This is a genomic window from Nocardia sp. NPDC057455, assembly GCF_042802775.1.
GTDB lineage: Bacteria > Actinomycetota > Actinomycetes > Mycobacteriales > Mycobacteriaceae > Nocardia.
Map to the genome: position 1 here is coordinate 62,900 of NZ_JBHVDM010000026.1, position 19,962 is coordinate 82,861.

Consider the following 19,962-nt stretch of genomic DNA (forward strand, 5'->3'; position numbering starts at 1 on the left):
GCTGGATCGCCGGTTGTCCAACGCTGCTCCCAGGGCGCCGGCATGCCTGGGTCGCACGACGAGGGGGCCCGTCGCCGGGCCCCCTGCGAACAGCGAAGTGTTCCTTAGACGTTCACGCCGTAGTCACGGGCGATGCCTGCCAGACCGGAGGCGTAACCCTGGCCGATCGCGCGGAACTTCCACTCCGCGCCGTTGCGGTACAGCTCGCCGAAGACCATGGCGGTCTCGGTCGACGCGTCCTCGGTGAGGTCGTAGCGAGCGAGCTCCTCGCCGTTGCTGCGATCCACGACGCGAATGTAGGCGTTGCGGACCTGGCCGAACGACTGCGACCGGGAGTCGGCGTCGTAGATCGAGACCGGGAAGAAGATGCTCTCGATCGTGGGCGGGGTGTTTGCCAGGTCGACGTTGATGACCTCGTCGTCGCCCTCGCCCTCACCGGTCCGGTTGTCGCCCGCGTGCTCGACCGCGCCTTCGGGGGAGCGCAGGTTGTTGAAGAAGACGAAGTGCTGGTCGGACAGGACCTTCTTGTCCGCGCCGGTCGCGATGGCGCTCGCGTCGAGGTCGAAGTCGGTACCGGTGGTGGTCCGCACATCCCACCCGAGGCCGACCGCAACAGCAGTGAGGTTAGGCGCCGCCTTGGTCAGCGAGACATTGCCGCCCTTGGACAAACTGACACCCATGCGGGATTCCCTTTCAATAGTCCGTCATTGGTTCCCAGCATGTCCGAATCGCCGGGTACGTCATACGACAGTAGTAGGTTTCCGCGAACTTGCGTAGGAACCGGCGTAACCCCCGGCGAACTGGAACATCTCCTACCATCGGGGCGTGGCAGGCCGAAGGCGCGGATGGTTCCGTTCGTCGGGAAACGACGAGTGGATCGAACCTGCCCGCGCCACGCTGGCGACGGCGTTCCTCGACATGGACCGGCGGCAGAGCGCGGCCGACGCGGCGGTGCACGCCGCTGATCAGATCTTCCCCGAGCGGCGGACGGGCGCGCGCTGGGAACCGGTGCGCCACAGGTGTTATGGCGCCGCGGAGGTCTACCTGACGCTGAGCGCGGAACTGGAGGCCGCGCAGCAGGGCGGCCCGCCGGTACCGGAGGGACGGCAACGCGTCGAGGCCGCGGTACGGCAACTGACCGACGCGGCGCGCGCCGTCGACGAGTTCTATCGCGGCGACCAGGGCAAGCTCGAAGAGGCGGTAGCCGTGCTCGGCGCGGTGCCGCGGTTGGTGCGGCAGGTGACGGCCGTCGCGGCGGAGGTGCGCGGCCGGGCCGCCGAATCGGAGTTCGCGAACTATCCGTCGGTGCGCAAAGGCGCCACCGCGGTCGATGAGGCACTGGTCACACTGGAGGCCTCGGGTTCCGGCGCGCCCGCGGGCACGCTGCGGGAGGCCGCGAACCGGCTGGAGACGGCCGCCGAGGAGCTGGCGGATGCGTTGGCGCGAGCACCGACTCGGGCCGCGACCGCGAACACCGCTATCGCCTCGGTGACAACCCGCCTTGCCGCCGCCCGGACCAGGGCCGAAGGCGTTCCGCAGGCGTTCTCGGCGCTGCTGCGCGAGTTCAATGCTGCGAGTTCGGCAGATCTGGCTAACAATGAGCGGGAAAGTCAGCGAGCCATCGAGGCCGCGGACGCGGCCCTGGGCAGGGCGCGTACGGCGGCGGCGGAGAACAACCCGGAGTTTGCACTTGATCTGACCACATCCGCGCGCGGGTTCCTCGCCGAGGCCGAGCAGCGAGTCGATGCCGTCACCAAGCGGCTCACCCTGCTGCGTGCGATCCGGTCCGACCCGCAAGAACAGGCCAAGGCCGTACGATTCCGGCTGCGGGACGCGCAGATGCTCGCGGTGAGCCGCGGGCTGGTCGCCGATTGGGGGTCGGTGCTCGACGCGCAAGCGGCACGGATCGACCGAATCAGCGAAACACTGTCGGGGCGTCACCCTGACTACTGGGCCTATGTGACAGAACTGAATGTTGTTACGGAATTCATAGCCGGGGTAGTGGAACGAATGAGAAGACAAGCAGGACCACGACGAGAATGAGGATGGGGCAACGATGACCGCAGGCATCGCCGTCCAGCAGGAGGTCTCCCTGCGGAAGCGGATGCCGCTGCGCCACTTCCGGCAGTTGCACGGCCCAGAGGCGAGGCGACTCTTCCACCGGCAGCCCGAGCCGTTCGGGGACGACCACACCGATCGCGAACTGCTCGCGCTCGGGCTCGGCGCGACGCTGTACGCGCCCGCGACCAGGCCAGATCTCGCGCTGACGATCGGCAGACGCGCCGCGCACGGAGTGTGTTCGATGGTGATCGACCTCGAGGACGCGGTCGCCGATCACGAGGTGGAGTACGCCAAGCAGCAGACCGTCGCCGCGCTCGATCTGCTCGCGGGCAGTCACGACGCCAACCCCTTGTTGTTCGTACGGGTGCGCGACGCGGACACGATCACCGAGCTCGTCGATCAACTCGGACCGGGCGCCAAGGTGCTGACCGGGTTCGTGTTCCCGAAGTTCGACAGCGTCACCGGACCGAAGTACCTCAACGCGCTGAACGCGGCGGCCCAGAAGGTGGGCCGGCCGCTGTACGGGATGCCGGTGCTGGAGTCGGCGGGGCTGGTGCACCGGGAGACCCGCGATTACGAACTCACGCAGATCGCGGCGCTGCTGGCCGCGCATCGGGACCGGGTGCTCGCGGTGCGGGTCGGCGCGACCGACATGTGCTCGACGTTCGGCATCCGGCGCGACCGCGACCTGACCATCTACGACGTGCGCGTGGTCGCCGACGTCATCGCCGACATCGTGAACTACCTGGGGCGCGCGGACGGTACCGGTTTCGTCATCACGGGGCCGGTGTGGGAGTACTTCGCCGATCACGAGCGGATGTTCCGGCCGCTGCTGCGGACCGCGCCGTTCGAGGAGTCCGACGCGGTGCCGTTCCGGCAGTACCTGGTCAGCCGGGATCTGGACGGCTTGCTGCGGGAGATCACGCTGGACCGGGCCAACGGCATCCAGGGCAAGACGGTGATCCACCCCTCGCACGTGGCCGCCGTGCACGCGCTGTCGGTGGTGTCGCACGAGGAGTACTCGGACGCGCTGGACATCCTGCGGGAGGACGTCGGTGGCGTGGCGGCCTCCGGTTACCGGAACAAGATGAACGAAATGCGGCCGCATCGCAGCTGGGCGCGACAGACCTTGTTGCGCGCACGGGTGTTCGGCGTGGCGAACAAGGGAGTGTCGTTCGTGGATCTGCTGACGGCGTTGGTCACCGTATGAGCGGGCCGGCCATCGAACTCGATAGCAACAAATTGCCCTGGGCGACAAGGACTCTCGGTATAGCGCTGCATCATGATCCGATGCGCGAACGCGATTCGGATGGGTTGCGTTCGGCACGGCTGCCGATCACGGCCTTGGTCCAGCCGGGTGTTCGCCACAACAACCGGCGGCGGGCGCACCTGTTGGTGTCCACCGTGCTCGGCAAGCACCTGCCGACCGATCCGCGGGTGGTGCTCGGCGCGGGCGATCACCTGGGTGACCTGGTGCGCGCGGTGCTCGGTGAGCGCGAAGCCGTCGTGCTCGGGTTCGCCGAGACCGCGACGGGACTCGGCCACTGTGTGGCCGCGCGGATCGGTGCGAGCTGCTATCTGCATTCCACCCGGCGCGAGGTGCCGCACGCGCACACGCTCGCCGGGTTCGAGGAAGGGCATTCGCACGCCACCTCGCACCTGCTGCAACCGGCGCCCGCCGACATCTTCGTCAACGATCTGCCGCTGGTGCTGGTCGACGACGAGATCTCCACCGGCGCCACGGCGATCGATGCGGTGCGCGCGCTGCACGCCTTCTCGCCGCGCGCCCATTACGTGCTCGCGTCGCTGGTCGACCTGCGCACCGAGGCGGATCGTGCCGAATTCGACACTGCCGCGGCGGAACTCGGGGCGCGGATCGACACGGTCTGTCTCGCCACCGGCCGCGCGTCGCTGCCCGCGGAACTGGTCGAGGCCGTCGGGGCCCTCCCCGAGCCGCGGTTGAATCCGACCGCCGGACATCTCGGCTCCTTCCGCCGGGTGGAATTGCCCTGGCCCGCCTCCGTTCCGGAGGGCGGCAGGCACGGCATACTCGCCTCCGACACCGGCGCGTTCGAGGCCGCGCTGCTGGATGCGGGGCAGGTGCTGGCCGCCCGGCTCGCCGCCGATTTCCCCGGCCGGGCCGTCATCGTGCTCGGGCACGAGGAGTTGATGTACCTGCCGCTGCGGTTGGCGGCGCTGCTCGCCGACACAGGGACGCGAACGCGCTTCCAGACCACCACGCGATCGCCCGCGTATGTGCTGGACGAGCCGGGTTATCCGTTGCGGCGGGGCTTCCGGTTCATCGCGCCCGAGCCGGGCGATACCGCGCCGCGCTTCCTGTACAACGCGCACTGGCCGGTGGCTTCGCTCGACCTGTTCGAGGCCGACCCGGCGGGGCTGGTCGCTGCGTCGCGCCACGACGATGCCGCCGTCACGATGACCGACGCCGGTACCGAGGGCGACGGTCCGGCTACCGATCCGGTGCTCGTCGTCGTGGTCGACTCGCCCGCCGACACGGCGGAGTTGATGGCCGAGCACGGGCTGGTGGACGTGCTGACGGCCTCCGGTGCGGACGTGCTGCTCGCGGTGCTGCCGGAGGCGGACCCGCGGCGGCTGCACGCCGAACGCGCGCAGACCGCGGACGGGAGCCGGGCGTGACGAGCACCAAGGTGGGTGCCCTACCTACTCCGCTGCACGGACCGGAGTTCGGCTCCTATGCCGCCGATGAGGTCTCCTGGTTGCTCAAGGACTTGTCGGGCGTCGATCTGGAGGCCGACGTCGCCGAGCGGGAACGGCGGATCCAGGCGGGGACGGCGCACTACGCGGAGTCGCTGCCGATCGAGTACCAGCCGGACGCGTCGTATCGGTCGCTGTTCGACGAAGTGCTGACGGCCAGCGCCGAGCGGCTCGCGCTGGCCGTGGCGACCGTCTCCGAGCTGGTTGTCGCCGAACGCGGCGAGGACATCGTCCTGGCGTCGCTGGCGCGAGCGGGCACGCCGGTCGGCATCCTGATGCGCCGCTGGCTGAGTTCGCGGCATCCGAGTCTCGAGATACCGCACTACGCGGTGTCGATCGTGCGGGATCGGGGCATCGACGCGGTGGCGCTGGACTACCTGGCCCAGCAGCACGATCCGTCCTCCGTCGTGTTCGTGGACGGATGGACCGGCAAAGGGGCGATCACCCGCGAGCTGACCGAGGCGCTGGACGCCTATCACGCGGCCGGTGGCGCGCGGTTCGACGACGAGTTGGCGGTGCTGGCCGATCCGGGGCACTGCGTGCGCACCTACGGCACCCGCGACGACTTCCTGATCGCCTCCGCCTGCCTGAACTCGACCGTGTCCGGTTTGGTCTCGCGCACGGTGCTCAACGACACGCTGATCGGCCCCGGTGATTTCCACGGCGCCAAGTTCTACCGCGAACTGGCCGCTGACGATGTGTCCGGGCGTCTGCTGGATGTCGTGAGCGGCGCCTTCGACGCGATCCGCGACCGGGTCCCCGCGGAGGTGGCCGCGGTCCGCGCGAGTGACCGGACGCCTACCTGGACCGGCTGGGCGTCGGTGGAGCAGGTGCGCGAGCAGTACGGCATCAGCAGCGTGAACTTCGTGAAGCCCGGCGTCGGCGAGACCACGCGGGTGCTGCTGCGGCGGGTGCCGTGGCGGGTGCTGGTGCGCGAGGCGGACGCGCCGGAGCACGCGCACATCCGGATGCTCGCCGCCGCCCGGGGTGTCCCGGTCGACGTCATCGCCGACCTGGCATATTCGTGCATGGGATTGATCAAGGACGTGCAGCAGTGAACCTATCTCCGAGAGCACATCGAAGACGTGCGCTGATCGCGACCGACCTGGACCGGACGATGATCTACTCGCGTAACGCCTTCAGCACCACCGCCGACGTGCCGACGGTCTGCGTGGAGCATCTGGAAGGGGCGCCGCTGTCGTTCATGACCACCACCGCGGCGCTGCGGATGCAGACCCTGACCGAACCCGCCGCCGTCGTTCCCACCACCACCCGCACCATCAAACAGTTCGATCGCATCCGGCTGCCCGGAGCGCCGTGGCGCTACGCGATCACCAGCAACGGCGGGAACATCCTGGTCGACGGCGTGCCCGATCTGAGCTGGCGCATCGACATCGACGCCAAGGTCCGTACCGGAGGCGCCACGCTGTCCGAGGTGAGCAAGGAATTGCACGCCCGCATCGATGACTCCTGGGTCACCAAGTTCCGCGTGGCCGACCACCTCTTCTGCTATCTGGTGGTGAAGCCCAAGGAGGTTCCCGAGGGGTTCCTGGCCGAGTGGGACGACTGGTGTCGTCCACGTGGCTGGTCGGCGTCCCAGCAGGGCCGCAAGATCTACACCATGCCGCAGGCGGTCTGCAAGAGCCGCGCGGTCGACGAGGTGCGCAAGCGCCTGTGGGAAAGCGGCGAACTCGCCGACGATGCCCGCACGCTCGCCGCGGGCGACGGCGCCCTCGACGCCGACATGCTGCGCGCGGCCGACTCCGCCATCCGCCCCCGCCACGGCGAACTCGAACAGCTCAACTGGACCCACCCCAACCTCACCATCACCCGGGCCACCGGCATCCTGGCGGGGGAGGAAATCATCAACTGGTTCATCGAGGCAGCTCCGGCGGCCGCCGAGTAGCCGGCACGGCATCCGCGTACTGCCCGGCGCTGAGCGGCACCACCGGATCGATCAACGGGCCCGGTCACCCCTCGTCAGTGGCGCTGAGAGAAGCCGACCGGAGAGCCGGATCGGAGCGACCTAGCCGATGTGGCTGATGCCCGACCATAGGTCGCAGTGGTGTTGTTCGGCGACGGAGTGCGCGACAGTGATGTGTTCGGTCGGCCGCTGGCCGCCGTCCGCGGGCCGCTTCGGCACACCGCCGCGCTGTCGCCGCTCGACACCGCAGCGGCACTCAGGTGAGTGGGTGGCCGCGGCGAGTTCTATCCGCACTCATCCGGTTGATCGCGACGATCGAGGTGGCGGCGGAATGAGTCTTGCCCAGAATTCGTGGCGCACCGCGTCCCACAACCTCGCCAATTCTGGAAAGAGTTCTCGTGCTTGCACGAGATCTGGGTAAGTGTCGGGGCCGAAGGAGACGATCGGCGATGCGTCGCAAGTGCTGTGCACCGCGAGAATCGAAATCAAATGGTCCCCGAGCAAGCGCCATGTGACGCCCAGGCCCTCTGCTTCGGTTCGGCGGACGTCATTCATCTCCGCCCCCATCGCGATGCACATCGCGGGTACGACTCGCGATTTTTTGCTTTCCGACTGCCGACGGTACTTCGCGGCGATGTCAAATGTTGTCAAAGCCGACCTCCTGCTCGTCACGATCTGACGAGCATCACAGATCCGCCGCTGCGCGGCATGCGTGATAACACCCACGCCCTACCCATTTGTGCAGTTCACGGGCCCCCAAGCGTAATGTGCCGCCAGAACGACGACCGGTCCGGCGCCGATCTCGTCGGCGAGAAGCCAGGGCCTGAAGAGTCCCCTCGGGCGCGCCCGAACAGCAGGTTCAACGTGGACGCGCCGTCCAGGCGGCGACCTGCGCTCGAGAAGAGAAGCCGAGTTTGCAGAGAATGTTCTCGACGTGCCGGTCGACCGTTCGAGGCGACACCACGAGTCGCTCGGCGATCTGCCGGTTGCTCAGCCCCTGTGCGAGCAGCTCGGCGACCTGTCGCTCGCGTGCTGTCAGCACCCCCGCTTGCGCCGTCGCTGGTTGCGGGGCGCCCACACTCCGGTCGAGCGCGTAGGCGATCGCCTGGTCGTGATCGAGTCCTTCGCCACGCGCTCGTTCGGCACGCACCATCGCCTCGGGAAGCGCATCGGTCACGATGCCCTCACACGCTGCGTGCTGCTCGGGCATCAGGGGCCCGAACGCTGCGAGCGAGGTGCCGATTCGCCGCCACATCGTGTGGATCGCTCCTAGGAGTCGGGCCGCATGGCGGTGCTCGCCGCGGGCGGCCGCAGTCCAGGCCAGTAGCTCGATCATCAGCGCTGTACCCACATGGTCGTTGAATTCGCGCTGGATCTCGAGGGCGGCGTGAGCCGAGGCCATCGCCTGGTCGTAGTCGCCCCGAACCAGCTGGTCGTAGCCGAGTGCCCAGACCGCGTACGACTTCGTCCACTGCTCGCCGCGCCGGTCGGCCAACTCGATCGCTCGCCGAGCCGTCGTACATGCTCTCGGATTCCGCCCGTGCGTATATGCGACCGCGAGCTGGAAGAGTGTCATCCGGACCAGCTCGTCGTCCTCGGAGAAGCTCTCGACCACTCGTTCGAATCCTGTCACGGCAGCGGCGAGATCTCCGCGGAAGCCCGCGGCAGTGGCGCGCAGGCTACTGGCCCAGCCGAGCGCACGGTGGTTTCCGGCTGCTGCGGCGAGCGCCGCGCATTCATCGAGCGCCGCCTCAGCGGCGTCGAGGTCGCCCTGCAGGACCATCACCCAGCCCGCTACCCACAGTGCGGAGATCCGCGCGGCATCCGAGTCGTCGGCAATCCGTAGGGTGCGGTCGATCCAGCGTCGCCCAGAGCCGAGGAAACCATCGGCGCACCAGTGATAGCGCAGTGCCGTGACCAAGAACAGCGCCTCGCGGGAACTCGCCGGACTACTGGTCGCCCACTCCAACGCCCCTCCGAGGTTGCCCCGCTCGGCGCGCAACAGGGCAAGGCCGATCTCCTGGCCGGGCCCGTTCCACTGTCCGGCGATCCGTTCAGCGAACGCGAGATAGTAGTCGCGGTGCCGGTCGCGCAGCGCGGAGCCCGCACCGCGCTCGGTCACCCGCTGCCATCCATACTCGCGGATCGTTTCCAGCAACCGATAACGCGTCTGGTCCTCGGCCGGGACGAGCACGACGACCGATTGCGCGACGAGGTGATCGATCAGGTCCAGCACCTGCGCACGCGGCAGATCAGGGCCTGTGCAAACGTCCTCCGCGGCGTGCAGGGTGAACCCTCCGACGAACACCGACAGTCGCTCCCACAAGAGCTGTTCGGCCGGCGAGCACAACTCATAGCTCCAGTCGATCAGCGCACGCAGTGTCCGCTGTCGTGGCAGCGCAGCTCGCGCACCGCCGGTCAACAACGCAAACCGATCCTCGAGCCGGTCCAGGATCGCTTGCAACGGTAGCGATCGCAGCCGGGACGCGGCCAGCTCGATCGCGAGCGGAATCCCGTCCAGTCGCTCGCACACCCGCACCACCGTGCCCGCATTACGCTCGGTGACCGTGAAGTCCGGACGCACCGCCCGAGCACGCTCCATCAGCAGCATCGGAGCGTCGAAATCCGCCACTGCCACAGGTGTGACGGACTCGGAAGCAGGCATCGACAGCGGGCTGACCGGATAGACGTGCTCGCCCGCTTCGCCCAGTATTTCGCGGCTGGTGGTCAAAATCCGCAGCCCCGCACAGGCACGCAGCAGGTGGTGGCACAGCAAACGGCAGGCGTCCAGCAGGTGCTCGCAGTTGTCCAGCACGACCAGCACCTGTCGGTCGGCGAGGCGCTCCACGATCTGCTGCTCCGCTGTCCGGTGCGACAGATCCGGCATTCCGAAACTCGTCACCACCGCACGCGCCACCCGTTGCGGTTCATCCACGGCAGCCAGGTCGACCAAGCAGGCCCCATCCGGGAACGAGCGGCCGGACGCAGCGGCTACCTCCGTGGCCAAGCGGGTCTTCCCCACGCCACCCACTCCGGTCAGAGTGACCAGTCGAGCAGTCGCCAGCAGCGCTCGGATTTCGCGAATCTCCCGCTGTCGGCCCACAAAACTCGTGACCGCCGACGGCAGATTACCGGCTCCGCATACGGGACTGCGCTGCCCCATGACATGTGAATCCTAACCGGTGCGGCGAGTTCGGCGCATCCCGCGTTCGGCCTTGTCGAACGAGTTCGACCACTTCATACCGCGTCGGCGGTGGGCTCGAAGGTGGACTTGAAGTCGGGGCATTCGACCAGCGGGTCGTGGGTGCAGGTGGAGGCGTGGCGGAGGCTGTCGCGCATGCGGATGAGCCGGGCTATGTCTTCGTCCAGTTGGCGAGCCTTTTCCGCCATGCGGGTGCGTAGTTCGGCGTCGGTGGGGGAGGCGCGCAGGAAGCGGGCGATCTCGGCGAGGCTGAAACCGGCGCCGCGGGCGCAGGCGATGAGGGCTAGGCGGCCGAGGATGTCGGGGTGGTAGGTCCGACGCAGGCCATTGCGGCCGGTCGCTGTGATGAGCCCGCGTTTCTCATAGAAGCGCAGTGCGGAGGGGGCGAGGCCGGTTCGCTCGCCGACCTCGGCGATATCGAGCAGGACGTCGGTCATCTCGTCTCCTTGACTTGAACCGCGCTTCAAGTCACAGACTAGCTCGCATGACAGTTCATCACCTCAACTGCGGATCGGTACGGCAGATCGAAGCCACCTACGACGGACCCGCGCCCGCCCATGCCGTCAACCACTGCCTGCTGGTCGATACGGCATCCGACGGCTTGGTCCTGGTCGAGACGGGCATCGGGCTGGACGACGTGCGCGACCCGGCGGGCACCCTCGGGGCGGACTGGGTCGCGATGGCCCAGCCCGTTCTCGCCGCGGAAGAGACGGCGCTCCGGCAGGTCGAGCGGCTCGGCTACGACCCCGCCGACGTCCGGCACATCATCCTCACCCATCTCGATGTGGACCACTGCGGCGGATTGCCCGATTTTCCGCACGCGCGCGTCCACGTGCTCGCCGCCGAACTGGCAGCGGCGCAGGCCGAAGCCCCGAGCTTCCGCTACCGCCCCGCGCACTGGGCGCACGACCCGCACTGGGTGAGCTACCCGTCGGACCCGACCGGTGAGTGGTTCGGTTTCGACGCGATCCAGCCGAAGGACCTGCCCGGCGACTTCCAGCTGATTCCGCTGGGTGGGCACACCGCGGGGCACACCGGCGTAGCGGTCCGCGATGGTGAACGTTGGCTGCTGCACTGCGGCGACGCGTACTACTACCATCGCGAACTCGACCCCGATCCGCAGCCGCACCCGGTGCTCGACATCGTGCAGACCACCTCCGAAGTCCACCACGAGCTGCGGCTGGGCACACAAGCGCGGTTGCGCGAGCTACACCGCGATCACGGTGACGAGGTCACCCTGATCAGCGCGCACGACCCATGGGAATTTCAGCGCGAAAGCTGACTCACCGTCGTTGCCAGCACTGCGCCCGGTCGCCGAGGTTCCACCACGAGACGTAGGCCGGGTCCTGGTCGAGCAGCGCCCACTCGGCCTCGAGCGTGTCGAAGAACGCGCTGTCGGCGGTACGCCCGCCGCGAGGTTCACCGATGTAGACCAGTACCGAGCCACCCGCCTCCTGATAGGCGGCGAGCGTCGTCGAGGCCATCGGGTTCTCCCAGCCGGGTGGCCAGCACAGCAGCAGCGCGTCCTCGGCATGGGCGGCAGCCAGATCCGCGGTCGACGTGGGCGGCGTCGCGGTGGGATGGAACGTGGTGGGTTGTCCCGCCACGGCCGGGAAGGCCGTGTTGCTGGTGCGATCCGGCGGGTGCGAGTCGAAAGCGCTGGTGGGCACACCGATTCGGGTCAATTGGTGCGCCCAGTAGCCGCGGCCGGAGCCGACTTCCAGCACCTGTCTGCCCTGTGCGGCGTCCGCGACCCAGCGCAGTGTCGCGGGCGAGGGAATCGCGTAGGCATAGGCGGCTTGCAGCAGCATCTGCGCATAGGCCAGTCGCGCACTGCCTTTCGGGTTTCCACCGTTCACTTCGGAGCGGTTGGCGCGCTCCCGCGGCCCGGGCGAGACCGCGACGGTGACGATGTCCCAATATGGGTTCGTGCTCGCGCCGCCCGTCAAGTAGTGCAGGAGGTGTAGGTCGAACGTGGCGTCGGCGACATCGTCACCGGTGCCGGGCAACCGGCCCGCGGCGGACCAGTAGTCGGCCACCCGTGGATACGCTGTCGCGAAGGTGGATTCGCTTTGGACCAGGTTCGTCAGCGCCGTGCGACGCTGTGGCGAGAGCGCCAAGTCAGCCATGACCCGATTCTGCGCCGACCGTGCACCGGCGCCGGTGAACATCGAGCCGAGTTCACCGTTCTGTCGCGAATCCTTCGCTGTCCGTATGTGATCCGCCCGTCGGCGCGGGTTACCCTGACGCGGTTTGTCGGTTTTCCAGACGCACCCGCCGTCGCGATATCGATACCGGTCCGCCGAGCGTGCCGAGGTGAGCCGCCCCGTCGGGCTGATCACCGTGGGACGCGCCGCCCGCGGACGCGAGTGATACACGGCTGAACGGCGCGCGGGCACTGCGAACTCCTACGCACGTGCTCACGCGGGTCAGTACTGCTGCTGCCCGGCCAATTGCTGCGCGATGAGCCCTTGCAGCCGTTGCAAGCCGCCGACGGTGATGCCGCTCTGGATCTGCCCCTCGATGGTGCGCACCAGCATCGAGTCGCTGAGTACCTTCTCGCTGGACTGGATCAGGACGGTCCCCGCGCCGGTGAACTCGAACTGACGCTCTTCGCCGGAGTTCACGCCGAAGCGTGCCGCACCGGCGGCCAGGAAATTCGAGATCCATCGTTCGTCGTAGTGGTGGCTCGGGGAGGGGCAATCCGCCCAGCCGACCAGCGATTCCGGGTCCACGCGCAGCGGCGGCTCGGCGAACATGACCGGGCCGTTGGAAGAGGCGAGGAACTTGCCGGTGCCGATGAGGGTCAGGAAACCGGGCACGATGGATTGGTTGAGCGACAGACCCGGCTCGAAGGCGAGCAGGTTCGCCGCCCGGATGGTCAGGTTGCCGTTGTCCTCGAGGTCGTAGGAATTGATGTCGTAGCCGCGGTCGCCGATGATCAGCTTGCCGTGCCCCTCCGCGACAACGTAATCGCCGGTGAACAGCGGCGCGGAGAACTGCTGCGCCACCATGTGCAGCAGCCCGCCCTGCAACCCGTGGGTGAGCATCTGGAACCGCATGTCGCCGTAGTAGGCGATCATCGCGCCCTTGCGCATGAACCACGGCTTGTTCAGGTCGATGCAGTACGCGTAGTTGTTTCCCGGGATGTTGTCGCTCTCACCGAGATTCATGGGGCTGAGGATCTGGGACATACCCTGCTCACAACTTCTCTTCGGAGGCCTGCACGTAGACGACGCCCTGCCCGACGCAATGCAACTGCATCGCCTCGCCGGAACCACGGCCGACGGCGTCGCGCCAGCTCAGCGCCGACTTGAGCTCGGTCTGCACGTTGCCGTAGGCGGCGACGAACGCCTGCGGATCGACCACGATCGGATTCGGCCCGCCCACTTGGAGTTCCAGGAATCCGCCGTGCGCGAGCAGTACCGCGGCGCCCTGCCCGGACAGCTGGGTGGTGAACATGCCCTGCCCGGTCAACGCACCCGAGGCGGCCCCGCGCAGCGCGCCCATCAGACCGCCACCGCCACCGCCTCCGCCGCCCGAACTCATCACGGAGACCACCGAACTCTGCAACCCGGCGGTGTTGGCCAGCAGCCGCGAAGCCTCGACGCGCAGCGCCGCGCCCGGCTGCATGTGCACCACGTGGACCTCCAGGCCGGCGAATCCGTAATGGACCTCGCCGTTGCCCTGCGCGAGCATGGTGCGCTCGTGCTCACCCGCCATCGCGCGGCCCGCCAGACCCATCAGCCCGCCCATGCCACCCATTCCCTGCGCCCCCGGAACCTGGTGCGGGGCAAAGGAAACGTCGCCGGTATAGAACAGCATCGCGCCGTTGCGAGCGACCACTCCGCCCGCCATTGCGACGTTGACCTTGACGACTTTGCCGTTGACCTTCTCGAACACCGCTCGCCCCTACCGTTCCGCCGGCTGGATCAACACCACGCCCTGGCCGTCCCAGCGCAGCGAGAACGCCTCGCCCGCATCCTGGCCGACGAAGCTGCGCCAGGACACATCGGTGACGAAGGACTGGTTGAGGTTCCCGCGCGCCGCGACGAACGCGTCCGGATCCACGATCAGCGGGTACTGCGGGGAAACCTCCAAGTGGATGAGCGGACCGCCGGCCGAGAGCAGGGCGACCTGACCCTGCCCGGAGACGGTGGTGGTGAACAGGCCCTGCCCGCTGGAGGCACCGCGCAACCCGGCGAAACGTACGTCGGTGCGCAGGTTCCCGGCGAACGCGAGCAGTTGCTGCGACTCCACCTGCAAAGTCTCGTTGTTCAAGTCGACCACGGTGACGTGCTGGCCGTTGACCGCGAAGAACACCCGGCCGTGCCCGGCGCACTCCATCAGCGACAGCTTCTCCCCGGTGGCTCGGCGCTTCAACCCGGCGATCACACCGTCGCCCCCGCCGAAACCGGCTGCTTTGAACTGCACATTTCCTTCGTAGGCAATCATCGAGCCGGAGATCGCGCGGAGGCTGGTTCCGGCCAGATGAGCCTCGATCACCTTCTTCGATTGCTCGAACAGTTGCGCCATGCGGTGTTTGCCTGCTGTCTTGATCGGGAGCACGGTGTGATCGCCGTATTCCATCTGCGTGCCGTCACCCTAACCGATGCTTTTGCGCGTCTCGGCGTAGCGCGGCCGTTCAGTACAAGCGCCGCACAGCGCGTTTCTCGTAGAGTGTCAGGCGAACGCACCGACAAGCGAAGGGTCGAACTTGTCCGCAACTCTCGCCAAGGGCCAGAACGGTCCCCTGGCCACCAACGACGTGGTGATTTCCGTCCAGCTCACGGCGCCGGCGGATCTGTCTGCACTACTGGTCACCGAGCGGGGCAAGGTCCGTTCCGACGCCGACTTCGTCTTCTTCAACCAGCCCAGCGGTCCCGGCGTCAACCTGCAGCCCGCGCCCGCGGGCCGGTCCGCGTCGCTGGCGGTGTCGTTGAACGCGGTGCCCGCCGACATCGACCAGATTCGCGCGGTGATCACGCTGGACGACGCGAACAGCAGTTTCGGCATGTTTCCCGCCCCGTCCGCGATCGTGTCGGACGCGGCCGGTAATCAGTTGTACGAGTACCGGATCGAAGGGCTGAACACCGAGTCGATCGTGATCGCGCTCGAGCTCTACCGCCGGCAGGGCGCGTGGAAGGTGCGTGCGGTCGGACAGGGCTACGCGGGCGGTTTCGCCGCGCTGGTCACTGATCACGGCGTGACGGTCGACGATGCGCCCGCCCAGCCCGCGCAGGCGCCGCAGGCCCCACCGCCTCCTCCGCAGCAGCCGGTCCAGCAGCCGCCGACCACCCCGGCGTACCCGGCGCAGCAGCAGTCCCCGCAGCATGCCCCGCCCGGCCCCGGCTACCCGCCGCCCGGCCCGGGTTACCCGCCGCCGGGCCCCGGTCAACCTCCGCAGGGCGGGCCGGGTTACCCGCCGCCGCCCGGTCAGGGTTACCCGCCGCCGCCCGCCCCCGGCCCGGGTTACCCGCCGCCCGGCCAGCCCGTGCCGCAGCAGCCGCAGCAGCCGGCCGAGGTCAGCTTGAGCAAGGATCGTACGGTCAGCCTGGTCAAGGGCCAGCGGGTCACCCTGCGGAAGGAAGGCGCCGCGCTGACCTTCGTCAAGATGGGTCTCGGCTGGGATCCGGTGCGCAGCCGTGGCATGTTCGGCAACCGCACGGTCGATATCGACCTGGACGCGTCGGTCATCATGTTCGCCGACATGAACCCGGTGGACGTCGCGTACTACGGTCAGCTGACCTCCAAGGACGGCTCGATCCGCCACCAGGGCGACAACCTCACCGGCGAGGGCGCGGGCGACGACGAGGTGATCCTGGTCGACCTGACCCGCATCCCCGCGCACATCACCACGCTGGTGTTCGTCGTGACCTCTTACAAGGGCCACACCTTCGAGCAGGTGCAGAACGCGTTCTGCCGTTTGGTCGACGGGACGAACAACGGCGAGCTGGCCAGATACACCCTCGCCGGTGGCATGCCGTTCACCGCGATGGCGATGTCCAAGCTGTACCGGGTGGGCAGCGACTGGAAACTGCAGGCGCTCGGCGAGGGCTTCCAGGCCAAGCATCCGGGCGAGGCGGTGCCGCAGCTCGGCCGGTTCCTCGTCAACGGTTGACCGGCGGCGGGACAGCAGGACAGACAAGGTGATTCAACTGCAGGCCGGTCAGAACATCCCGTTGACCGGTGAGGTCGTTCGTTTCAGTGCGCGCGCCGAGGCTGCCCTCGACGTTTCCGCGCTGGTGGTCGCCGAGAACCTGAAGGTGTTCTCCAGCGACGATTTCGTCTTCTACAACCAGCCCACCACGGCCGGGGTCGCCCTGGCAGCCGACGGGGTCACGATCACGCTCGCGCAGGTGCGCGCCGACGCGAAGGCCGTACTGCTGGTGGTCAGCGCCGATCCGGCCGCCCCCGTGCGAGCCGAGGGGCTCGGGCCGGTCACTGCCACGATGTCGCAGAACGGCAGCGCGATCGCGGAATTCGCGATCGCCCCGTCGTCCGGTGAGACGGCGCTGATCTGTCTGGAGGTGTACCGGCGCGGCCCGGCTTGGAAGCTGCGTGCGGTGGGCCAAGGCTATGCGGGCGGGCTCGCGGTGTTGCTCACGGCGCACGGTGTCGAGGTCGACGGTGCGCCTGCGGAGCCCGAGCAATCAGCCCGACCCGGTACACACACCATGGCCGGCCCGCTGGCGGGTGACGCGCAGATCGCCGCCGGTGCGCCGCTGGAAGTCGGTCACGGCTTGGAACGGTTGTGGATGGTGTTCGAGGACGCCGCGCGATCGGCTGCCGCGCTGGTCTCGGCGCGGGAGTACGCGGCCAAGCGGTTGGATCACGAACTGTCGCTCGCCGTCTCCGACCCCGCGACCAGGAATACTCCGGCAGCCGAGCAGGCGCGCCGGGTCGCGCAGCAACGGCACGACGAACTGGTCGCCACCGCCGAGCACAATCATCAGCGCGACGCCGAACAGCTGATGGGCGAACTCGCCGAGGCCGACCGGGCGCTGCCGCCCGCCCTGGCGTCCTGGGATTCGCCTGCGTGGGACAAGCCGCCCGCGCCGAGCGACGGTATCCGGCTCGGCGAGTTGTACGCGCTCGACCGGGGATCGGTGCGCATTCCGTATTGCGTTCCGGTGCCGCTGAATCGGCCGTTGTGGATCGATGCCGAATCGACTCGTGCGGTCACGCCCGTCGTGGGCGCGCTGCTGGCGCGGTTGCTGGCCACCGCGCCGCAGCGGCGGACGCTGGTCGACATCATCGATCTGACCGATGCGTTCAGCGGCTTCACCGGCTTGCTCGCTCCGGTGCTGAACGGCCCCCCGATCACCGATCACGCCGATATCACGGCGCGGTTGCAAGCACTGGTGGATGCGGCCGAACTGGCCGAATTGGCTTATGCGAGTGGCGCCTTCACGCCGCCCAGCGAGCATCGAGTCCTGTTGGCCGCGGATTTCCCGCACGGCTACCAGAGTTCGGACGCGCAGCGGATCGGCGCGTTGATCACCCGTGGTGAGCTGATCGGACTGTCCATCGTGATCGTCGGCGCCAACGAATCCGATTCTGCCGACACCACCGTGGCGATGCTGTCGCAGTCGTGCCGCCACCTGCCGACCATCGGCGGAACGCCGCTGTTCGATCCGTGGACCGGCAGCGCGTGGGAACTCGATCTGGACATGTTGCCGCAGGAGCCGGAACGACAGGCGCGCTTCCTGCGCACCACGTGAACGCCTGAGTTGACCTGCTCAGCCGCGCGCGACCGCCGGTCGCGGTCGCAGCGGCTCCGGCAGCCACGCCAGCAGCGGGTCCGGCATGCGGTCGACGATCCCGCCCACGGGGTCGTCCACGAAGTCGCGGCGCACCAGGTCTTCCTCGGGACGGTAGATCTGGCGCACGATCAGGGCGCACAGGCCGAGTACCGCCAGATCACGCAGTGCGACGGTGCCGGTGAACCACTGCTCGGGCAGGCCCTTGCGGTCCAAGCCGAGGTAGTAGAACATGCGCGGCACCCAGACCAGCGCATCGATGGTCATCCAGGCCAGCAGGATGCGGCGGTGCGGCAGCGCCAGGACGGCCAGCGGCACCAGCCACAGCGAATACTGCGGACTCCACACTTTGTTCGTCAGCAGGAACGCCGCGACCACGAGGAAGCACAGCTGCGCCAGCCGCGGTCGCTGCGGTGCGGTGAGACCGATGTAGGCGATCACCGCGCAGGCCACGACGAACGCCAGCAGCGAGACGGCGTTCAGGATGGCGGGTTGCTCCCCGTGCGCCAGCACGCCGTCGAAGCCTGGCCAGCCGGTGAACGAGGAGATCACGTTGTAGATCGAGTCCGGGTCGGCATGCCGGGTGGTGTTGAGCCGGAAGAATTCTCGCCAGCCGTTCGGGAACAATGCGGCGATCGGCAGGTTCACCGCCAGCCAGGTGGCCAGCGCGGCACACACGGTGACCGACGCGGCGCCGAGCGGACGGGCGCTGAGGAACTGGATCCGGTAGGGCGTCTCGCGCACCCACGCCAGGAAAGCGGGCAGGCCGTCGATATCGCGAATCCGCAGGCCGAGGTGCGTGCGCGGCGTGCGTTGCATCGTCTCGGTACGCAGGCACAGCACGACGATGGGACCGAGTAGCAGCAGGGGATACAGCTTGGCGGCGCCGCCGAGACCGAGCAGAAACCCCGCGAGCACGGGTTTGCGCCGGGCCCAAGCGAGCAGGCCGGTCGCGGCGAAGGCCGTCGCGAGCGCGTCGAAATTGGTGAAGGCGTGCACGATTACCAACGGGGAACAGGCGATCAGCGCCGCGTCCCAGATCCGGCGGCCGGACAGCAGCGCCGACGCCCAGACGGTGATCAACCAGGCCATCGCCAGACCGAACGCGACGACGTTGAAGTAGATCACCACCTGCAGCGCGCCGGGCAGCGGTGCGGCGTCCCAGCTCTTGGCGATCCGCATCGCGAAGTACTGGTACAGGCCCGAGAGCACCGGATACTCCATGTATCGCGTCTCCCGCCCACCGTCGGGCGTCTGCTCGGTCCACTGCTTCTTGTACGGGAAGGCGCCTTCGTTCAGTCGTTCCGCACCGTAGAGCGGAACGGTGTCCGAGTAGCACATCGCCACGTACTGGCGGCCGTTGTTCCAGTCGAGGGTCGGGCCGTCCGCACCGCTGGTCTGCTGGATGCAACCCGCCTTGCCGAACCAGCCGAGCGCCAGGAACACCACGGTGAACGCCAGCAGTACCCGCATGGGCGTCCAGAACCGCACTCGACCGATCAGCGCATGATCACCGACCGGCCCACCGATCACCGTGGACAGCTGCGCGGCGAGGGAATCATTGCGGCTCGGCCGGTCGCGCGCGTCCGCCGATCGCAGATCGGAGGCGAGCGGAGCAGGGGCGGCGTAGTACGCCCCACCGGGCACCATCTGGTCCGACAGCGGCGCCCTCCCGTTCCTCCGTGGCTCCACCAGCTGCTGATCGGTCACGGAACCCGAGGTTACCTTGGGAGCGGCTTCCGGTTGAGGTCGACTCGGTCCGCACTCGGCTGGGATCGTCCGCGTCGATATGAAGGCCGCGGACGCGAATTTCCTTTTGGGTTTTCCCGATGACTGTTAGAGTCGAGAACAATCGGCGTGCGTGGAGGACGCGTCGATTTCGAAGATAGGGGTGGAAATGTTCAGAAAATTACTGGTCTCGGCGATTGTCGCCGGCGCGGCGCTGGTCGGTTTCGCGGGTAATGCCACTGCGGGACACCCGTCCTACGCGGCGTGCCTCGGCGGCAAAGGGGTTGCTGACAAGTGTGTTCAGATCTCGGATGGCACCTGGGTAGTGCTGCGGGGTTACTGGAAGTTTACCGACTGCCTGAGCGATAAAGGGGTCTTCGAGGACTGCTACCAGGACCCGAACGGTTTCTGGTATAAGACGCCGAATCGGTGATCTCGCGCATTCCTGGAGCGTTTGCGAGCAGTTCATAGAAATGCATGTTCGAGCGATACTCGTGTAGTCATGGAGTTCGCTTCGAATCGACTGCAACCAATAGTTCGGCTTGAAC

The 19,962-nt window shown here is 67.9% G+C and carries 18 protein-coding genes; 9 read left to right on the forward strand and 9 right to left on the reverse strand.

Annotated features, from left to right (window positions below; genetic code table 11):
- Nucleotides 1-104 precede the first annotated feature (104 nt).
- Nucleotides 105-680 carry a TerD family protein gene (locus ACFU5M_RS13590; protein ID WP_379048653.1) on the reverse strand — a complete coding sequence of 192 codons (576 nt, stop codon included), beginning with the start codon at nt 678-680 and terminating at the stop codon, nt 105-107.
- 145 nt (nt 681-825) lie between these two features.
- Between ACFU5M_RS13590 and ACFU5M_RS13595 the strand changes: the two genes are divergently transcribed.
- From ACFU5M_RS13595 to ACFU5M_RS13615, 5 genes are all read left to right on the forward strand, one after another.
- Nucleotides 826-2,043: a hypothetical protein gene (locus tag ACFU5M_RS13595; RefSeq protein ID WP_379048655.1), complete on the forward strand. Its 1,218-nt coding sequence runs from the start codon at nt 826-828 to the stop codon at nt 2,041-2,043.
- Between the two features lie 13 nt (nt 2,044-2,056).
- On the forward strand, nt 2,057-3,271 hold the full coding sequence (locus tag ACFU5M_RS13600) for an HpcH/HpaI aldolase/citrate lyase family protein (protein ID WP_379048657.1): 1,215 nt from the start codon (nt 2,057-2,059) through the stop codon (nt 3,269-3,271).
- Between the two features lie 80 nt (nt 3,272-3,351).
- Nucleotides 3,352-4,719, forward strand: coding sequence for a phosphoribosyltransferase domain-containing protein (locus ACFU5M_RS13605; protein WP_379048659.1), 1,368 nt, complete (start codon nt 3,352-3,354; stop codon nt 4,717-4,719).
- Nucleotides 4,716-5,855 carry a cysteine protease StiP family protein gene (locus ACFU5M_RS13610; RefSeq protein ID WP_379048661.1) on the forward strand — a complete coding sequence of 380 codons (1,140 nt, stop codon included), beginning with the start codon at nt 4,716-4,718 and terminating at the stop codon, nt 5,853-5,855. The genes ACFU5M_RS13605 and ACFU5M_RS13610 overlap by 4 nt, the downstream gene beginning before the upstream one ends.
- Nucleotides 5,856-5,914: 59 nt before the next feature.
- Nucleotides 5,915-6,703: an HAD family hydrolase gene (locus ACFU5M_RS13615; protein ID WP_379048663.1), complete on the forward strand. Its 789-nt coding sequence runs from the start codon at nt 5,915-5,917 to the stop codon at nt 6,701-6,703.
- 312 nt (nt 6,704-7,015) lie between these two features.
- Here the strand turns inward: ACFU5M_RS13615 and ACFU5M_RS13620 are convergent, their stop codons facing one another.
- The 3 genes from ACFU5M_RS13620 to ACFU5M_RS13630 form a co-directional block, all read right to left on the reverse strand.
- On the reverse strand, nt 7,016-7,372 hold the full coding sequence (locus ACFU5M_RS13620) for a hypothetical protein (RefSeq protein WP_379048665.1): 357 nt from the start codon (nt 7,370-7,372) through the stop codon (nt 7,016-7,018).
- 208 nt (nt 7,373-7,580) lie between these two features.
- Nucleotides 7,581-9,884 carry an ATP-binding protein gene (locus tag ACFU5M_RS13625; RefSeq protein WP_379048667.1) on the reverse strand — a complete coding sequence of 768 codons (2,304 nt, stop codon included), beginning with the start codon at nt 9,882-9,884 and terminating at the stop codon, nt 7,581-7,583.
- Nucleotides 9,885-9,958: 74 nt separating this feature from the next.
- Nucleotides 9,959-10,360: a MerR family transcriptional regulator gene (locus ACFU5M_RS13630; protein ID WP_379048669.1), complete on the reverse strand. Its 402-nt coding sequence runs from the start codon at nt 10,358-10,360 to the stop codon at nt 9,959-9,961.
- Nucleotides 10,361-10,407: 47 nt separating this feature from the next.
- On the opposite strand from ACFU5M_RS13630, the gene ACFU5M_RS13635 reads away from it, so the two are divergent.
- On the forward strand, nt 10,408-11,205 hold the full coding sequence (locus tag ACFU5M_RS13635) for an MBL fold metallo-hydrolase (protein ID WP_379048671.1): 798 nt from the start codon (nt 10,408-10,410) through the stop codon (nt 11,203-11,205).
- A gap of 1 nt (nt 11,206) precedes the next feature.
- Here ACFU5M_RS13635 and ACFU5M_RS13640 read toward each other — a convergent pair whose 3' ends face one another.
- The 4 genes from ACFU5M_RS13640 to ACFU5M_RS13655 all read right to left on the reverse strand — a co-directional run bounded on the left by ACFU5M_RS13640 (nt 11,207) and on the right by ACFU5M_RS13655 (nt 14,459).
- A complete protein-coding gene (locus ACFU5M_RS13640; RefSeq protein WP_379048673.1) occupies nt 11,207-12,052 on the reverse strand; it encodes a hypothetical protein in 846 nt (281 codons plus the stop codon).
- 300 nt (nt 12,053-12,352) lie between these two features.
- Nucleotides 12,353-13,117, reverse strand: a complete 765-nt coding sequence (locus ACFU5M_RS13645) for an AIM24 family protein (protein WP_379048675.1) — start codon at nt 13,115-13,117, stop codon at nt 12,353-12,355.
- A gap of 7 nt (nt 13,118-13,124) precedes the next feature.
- Nucleotides 13,125-13,826, reverse strand: coding sequence for an AIM24 family protein (locus ACFU5M_RS13650; protein WP_379048677.1), 702 nt, complete (start codon nt 13,824-13,826; stop codon nt 13,125-13,127).
- Between the two features lie 9 nt (nt 13,827-13,835).
- The gene (locus ACFU5M_RS13655) at nt 13,836-14,459 is read right to left on the reverse strand and encodes an AIM24 family protein (RefSeq protein WP_040871306.1); all 624 of its coding nucleotides are present in this window, start codon (nt 14,457-14,459) and stop codon (nt 13,836-13,838) included.
- Nucleotides 14,460-14,640: 181 nt separating this feature from the next.
- Here ACFU5M_RS13655 and ACFU5M_RS13660 point away from each other — a divergent pair, with 181 nt between their 5' ends.
- The gene (locus ACFU5M_RS13660; protein ID WP_379048679.1) at nt 14,641-16,044 is read left to right on the forward strand and encodes a TerD family protein; all 1,404 of its coding nucleotides are present in this window, start codon (nt 14,641-14,643) and stop codon (nt 16,042-16,044) included.
- A gap of 28 nt (nt 16,045-16,072) precedes the next feature.
- The gene (locus ACFU5M_RS13665) at nt 16,073-17,647 is read left to right on the forward strand and encodes a TerD family protein (RefSeq protein WP_379048681.1); all 1,575 of its coding nucleotides are present in this window, start codon (nt 16,073-16,075) and stop codon (nt 17,645-17,647) included.
- A gap of 18 nt (nt 17,648-17,665) precedes the next feature.
- On the opposite strand, the gene ACFU5M_RS13670 is transcribed toward ACFU5M_RS13665, so the two are convergent.
- The gene (locus ACFU5M_RS13670) at nt 17,666-19,336 is read right to left on the reverse strand and encodes a glycosyltransferase family 87 protein (RefSeq protein ID WP_379048688.1); all 1,671 of its coding nucleotides are present in this window, start codon (nt 19,334-19,336) and stop codon (nt 17,666-17,668) included.
- Nucleotides 19,337-19,547: 211 nt separating this feature from the next.
- Between ACFU5M_RS13670 and ACFU5M_RS13675 the strand changes: the two genes are divergently transcribed.
- A complete protein-coding gene (locus ACFU5M_RS13675) occupies nt 19,548-19,847 on the forward strand; it encodes a hypothetical protein (protein WP_379048683.1) in 300 nt (99 codons plus the stop codon).
- Nucleotides 19,848-19,962: the final 115 nt, after the last annotated feature.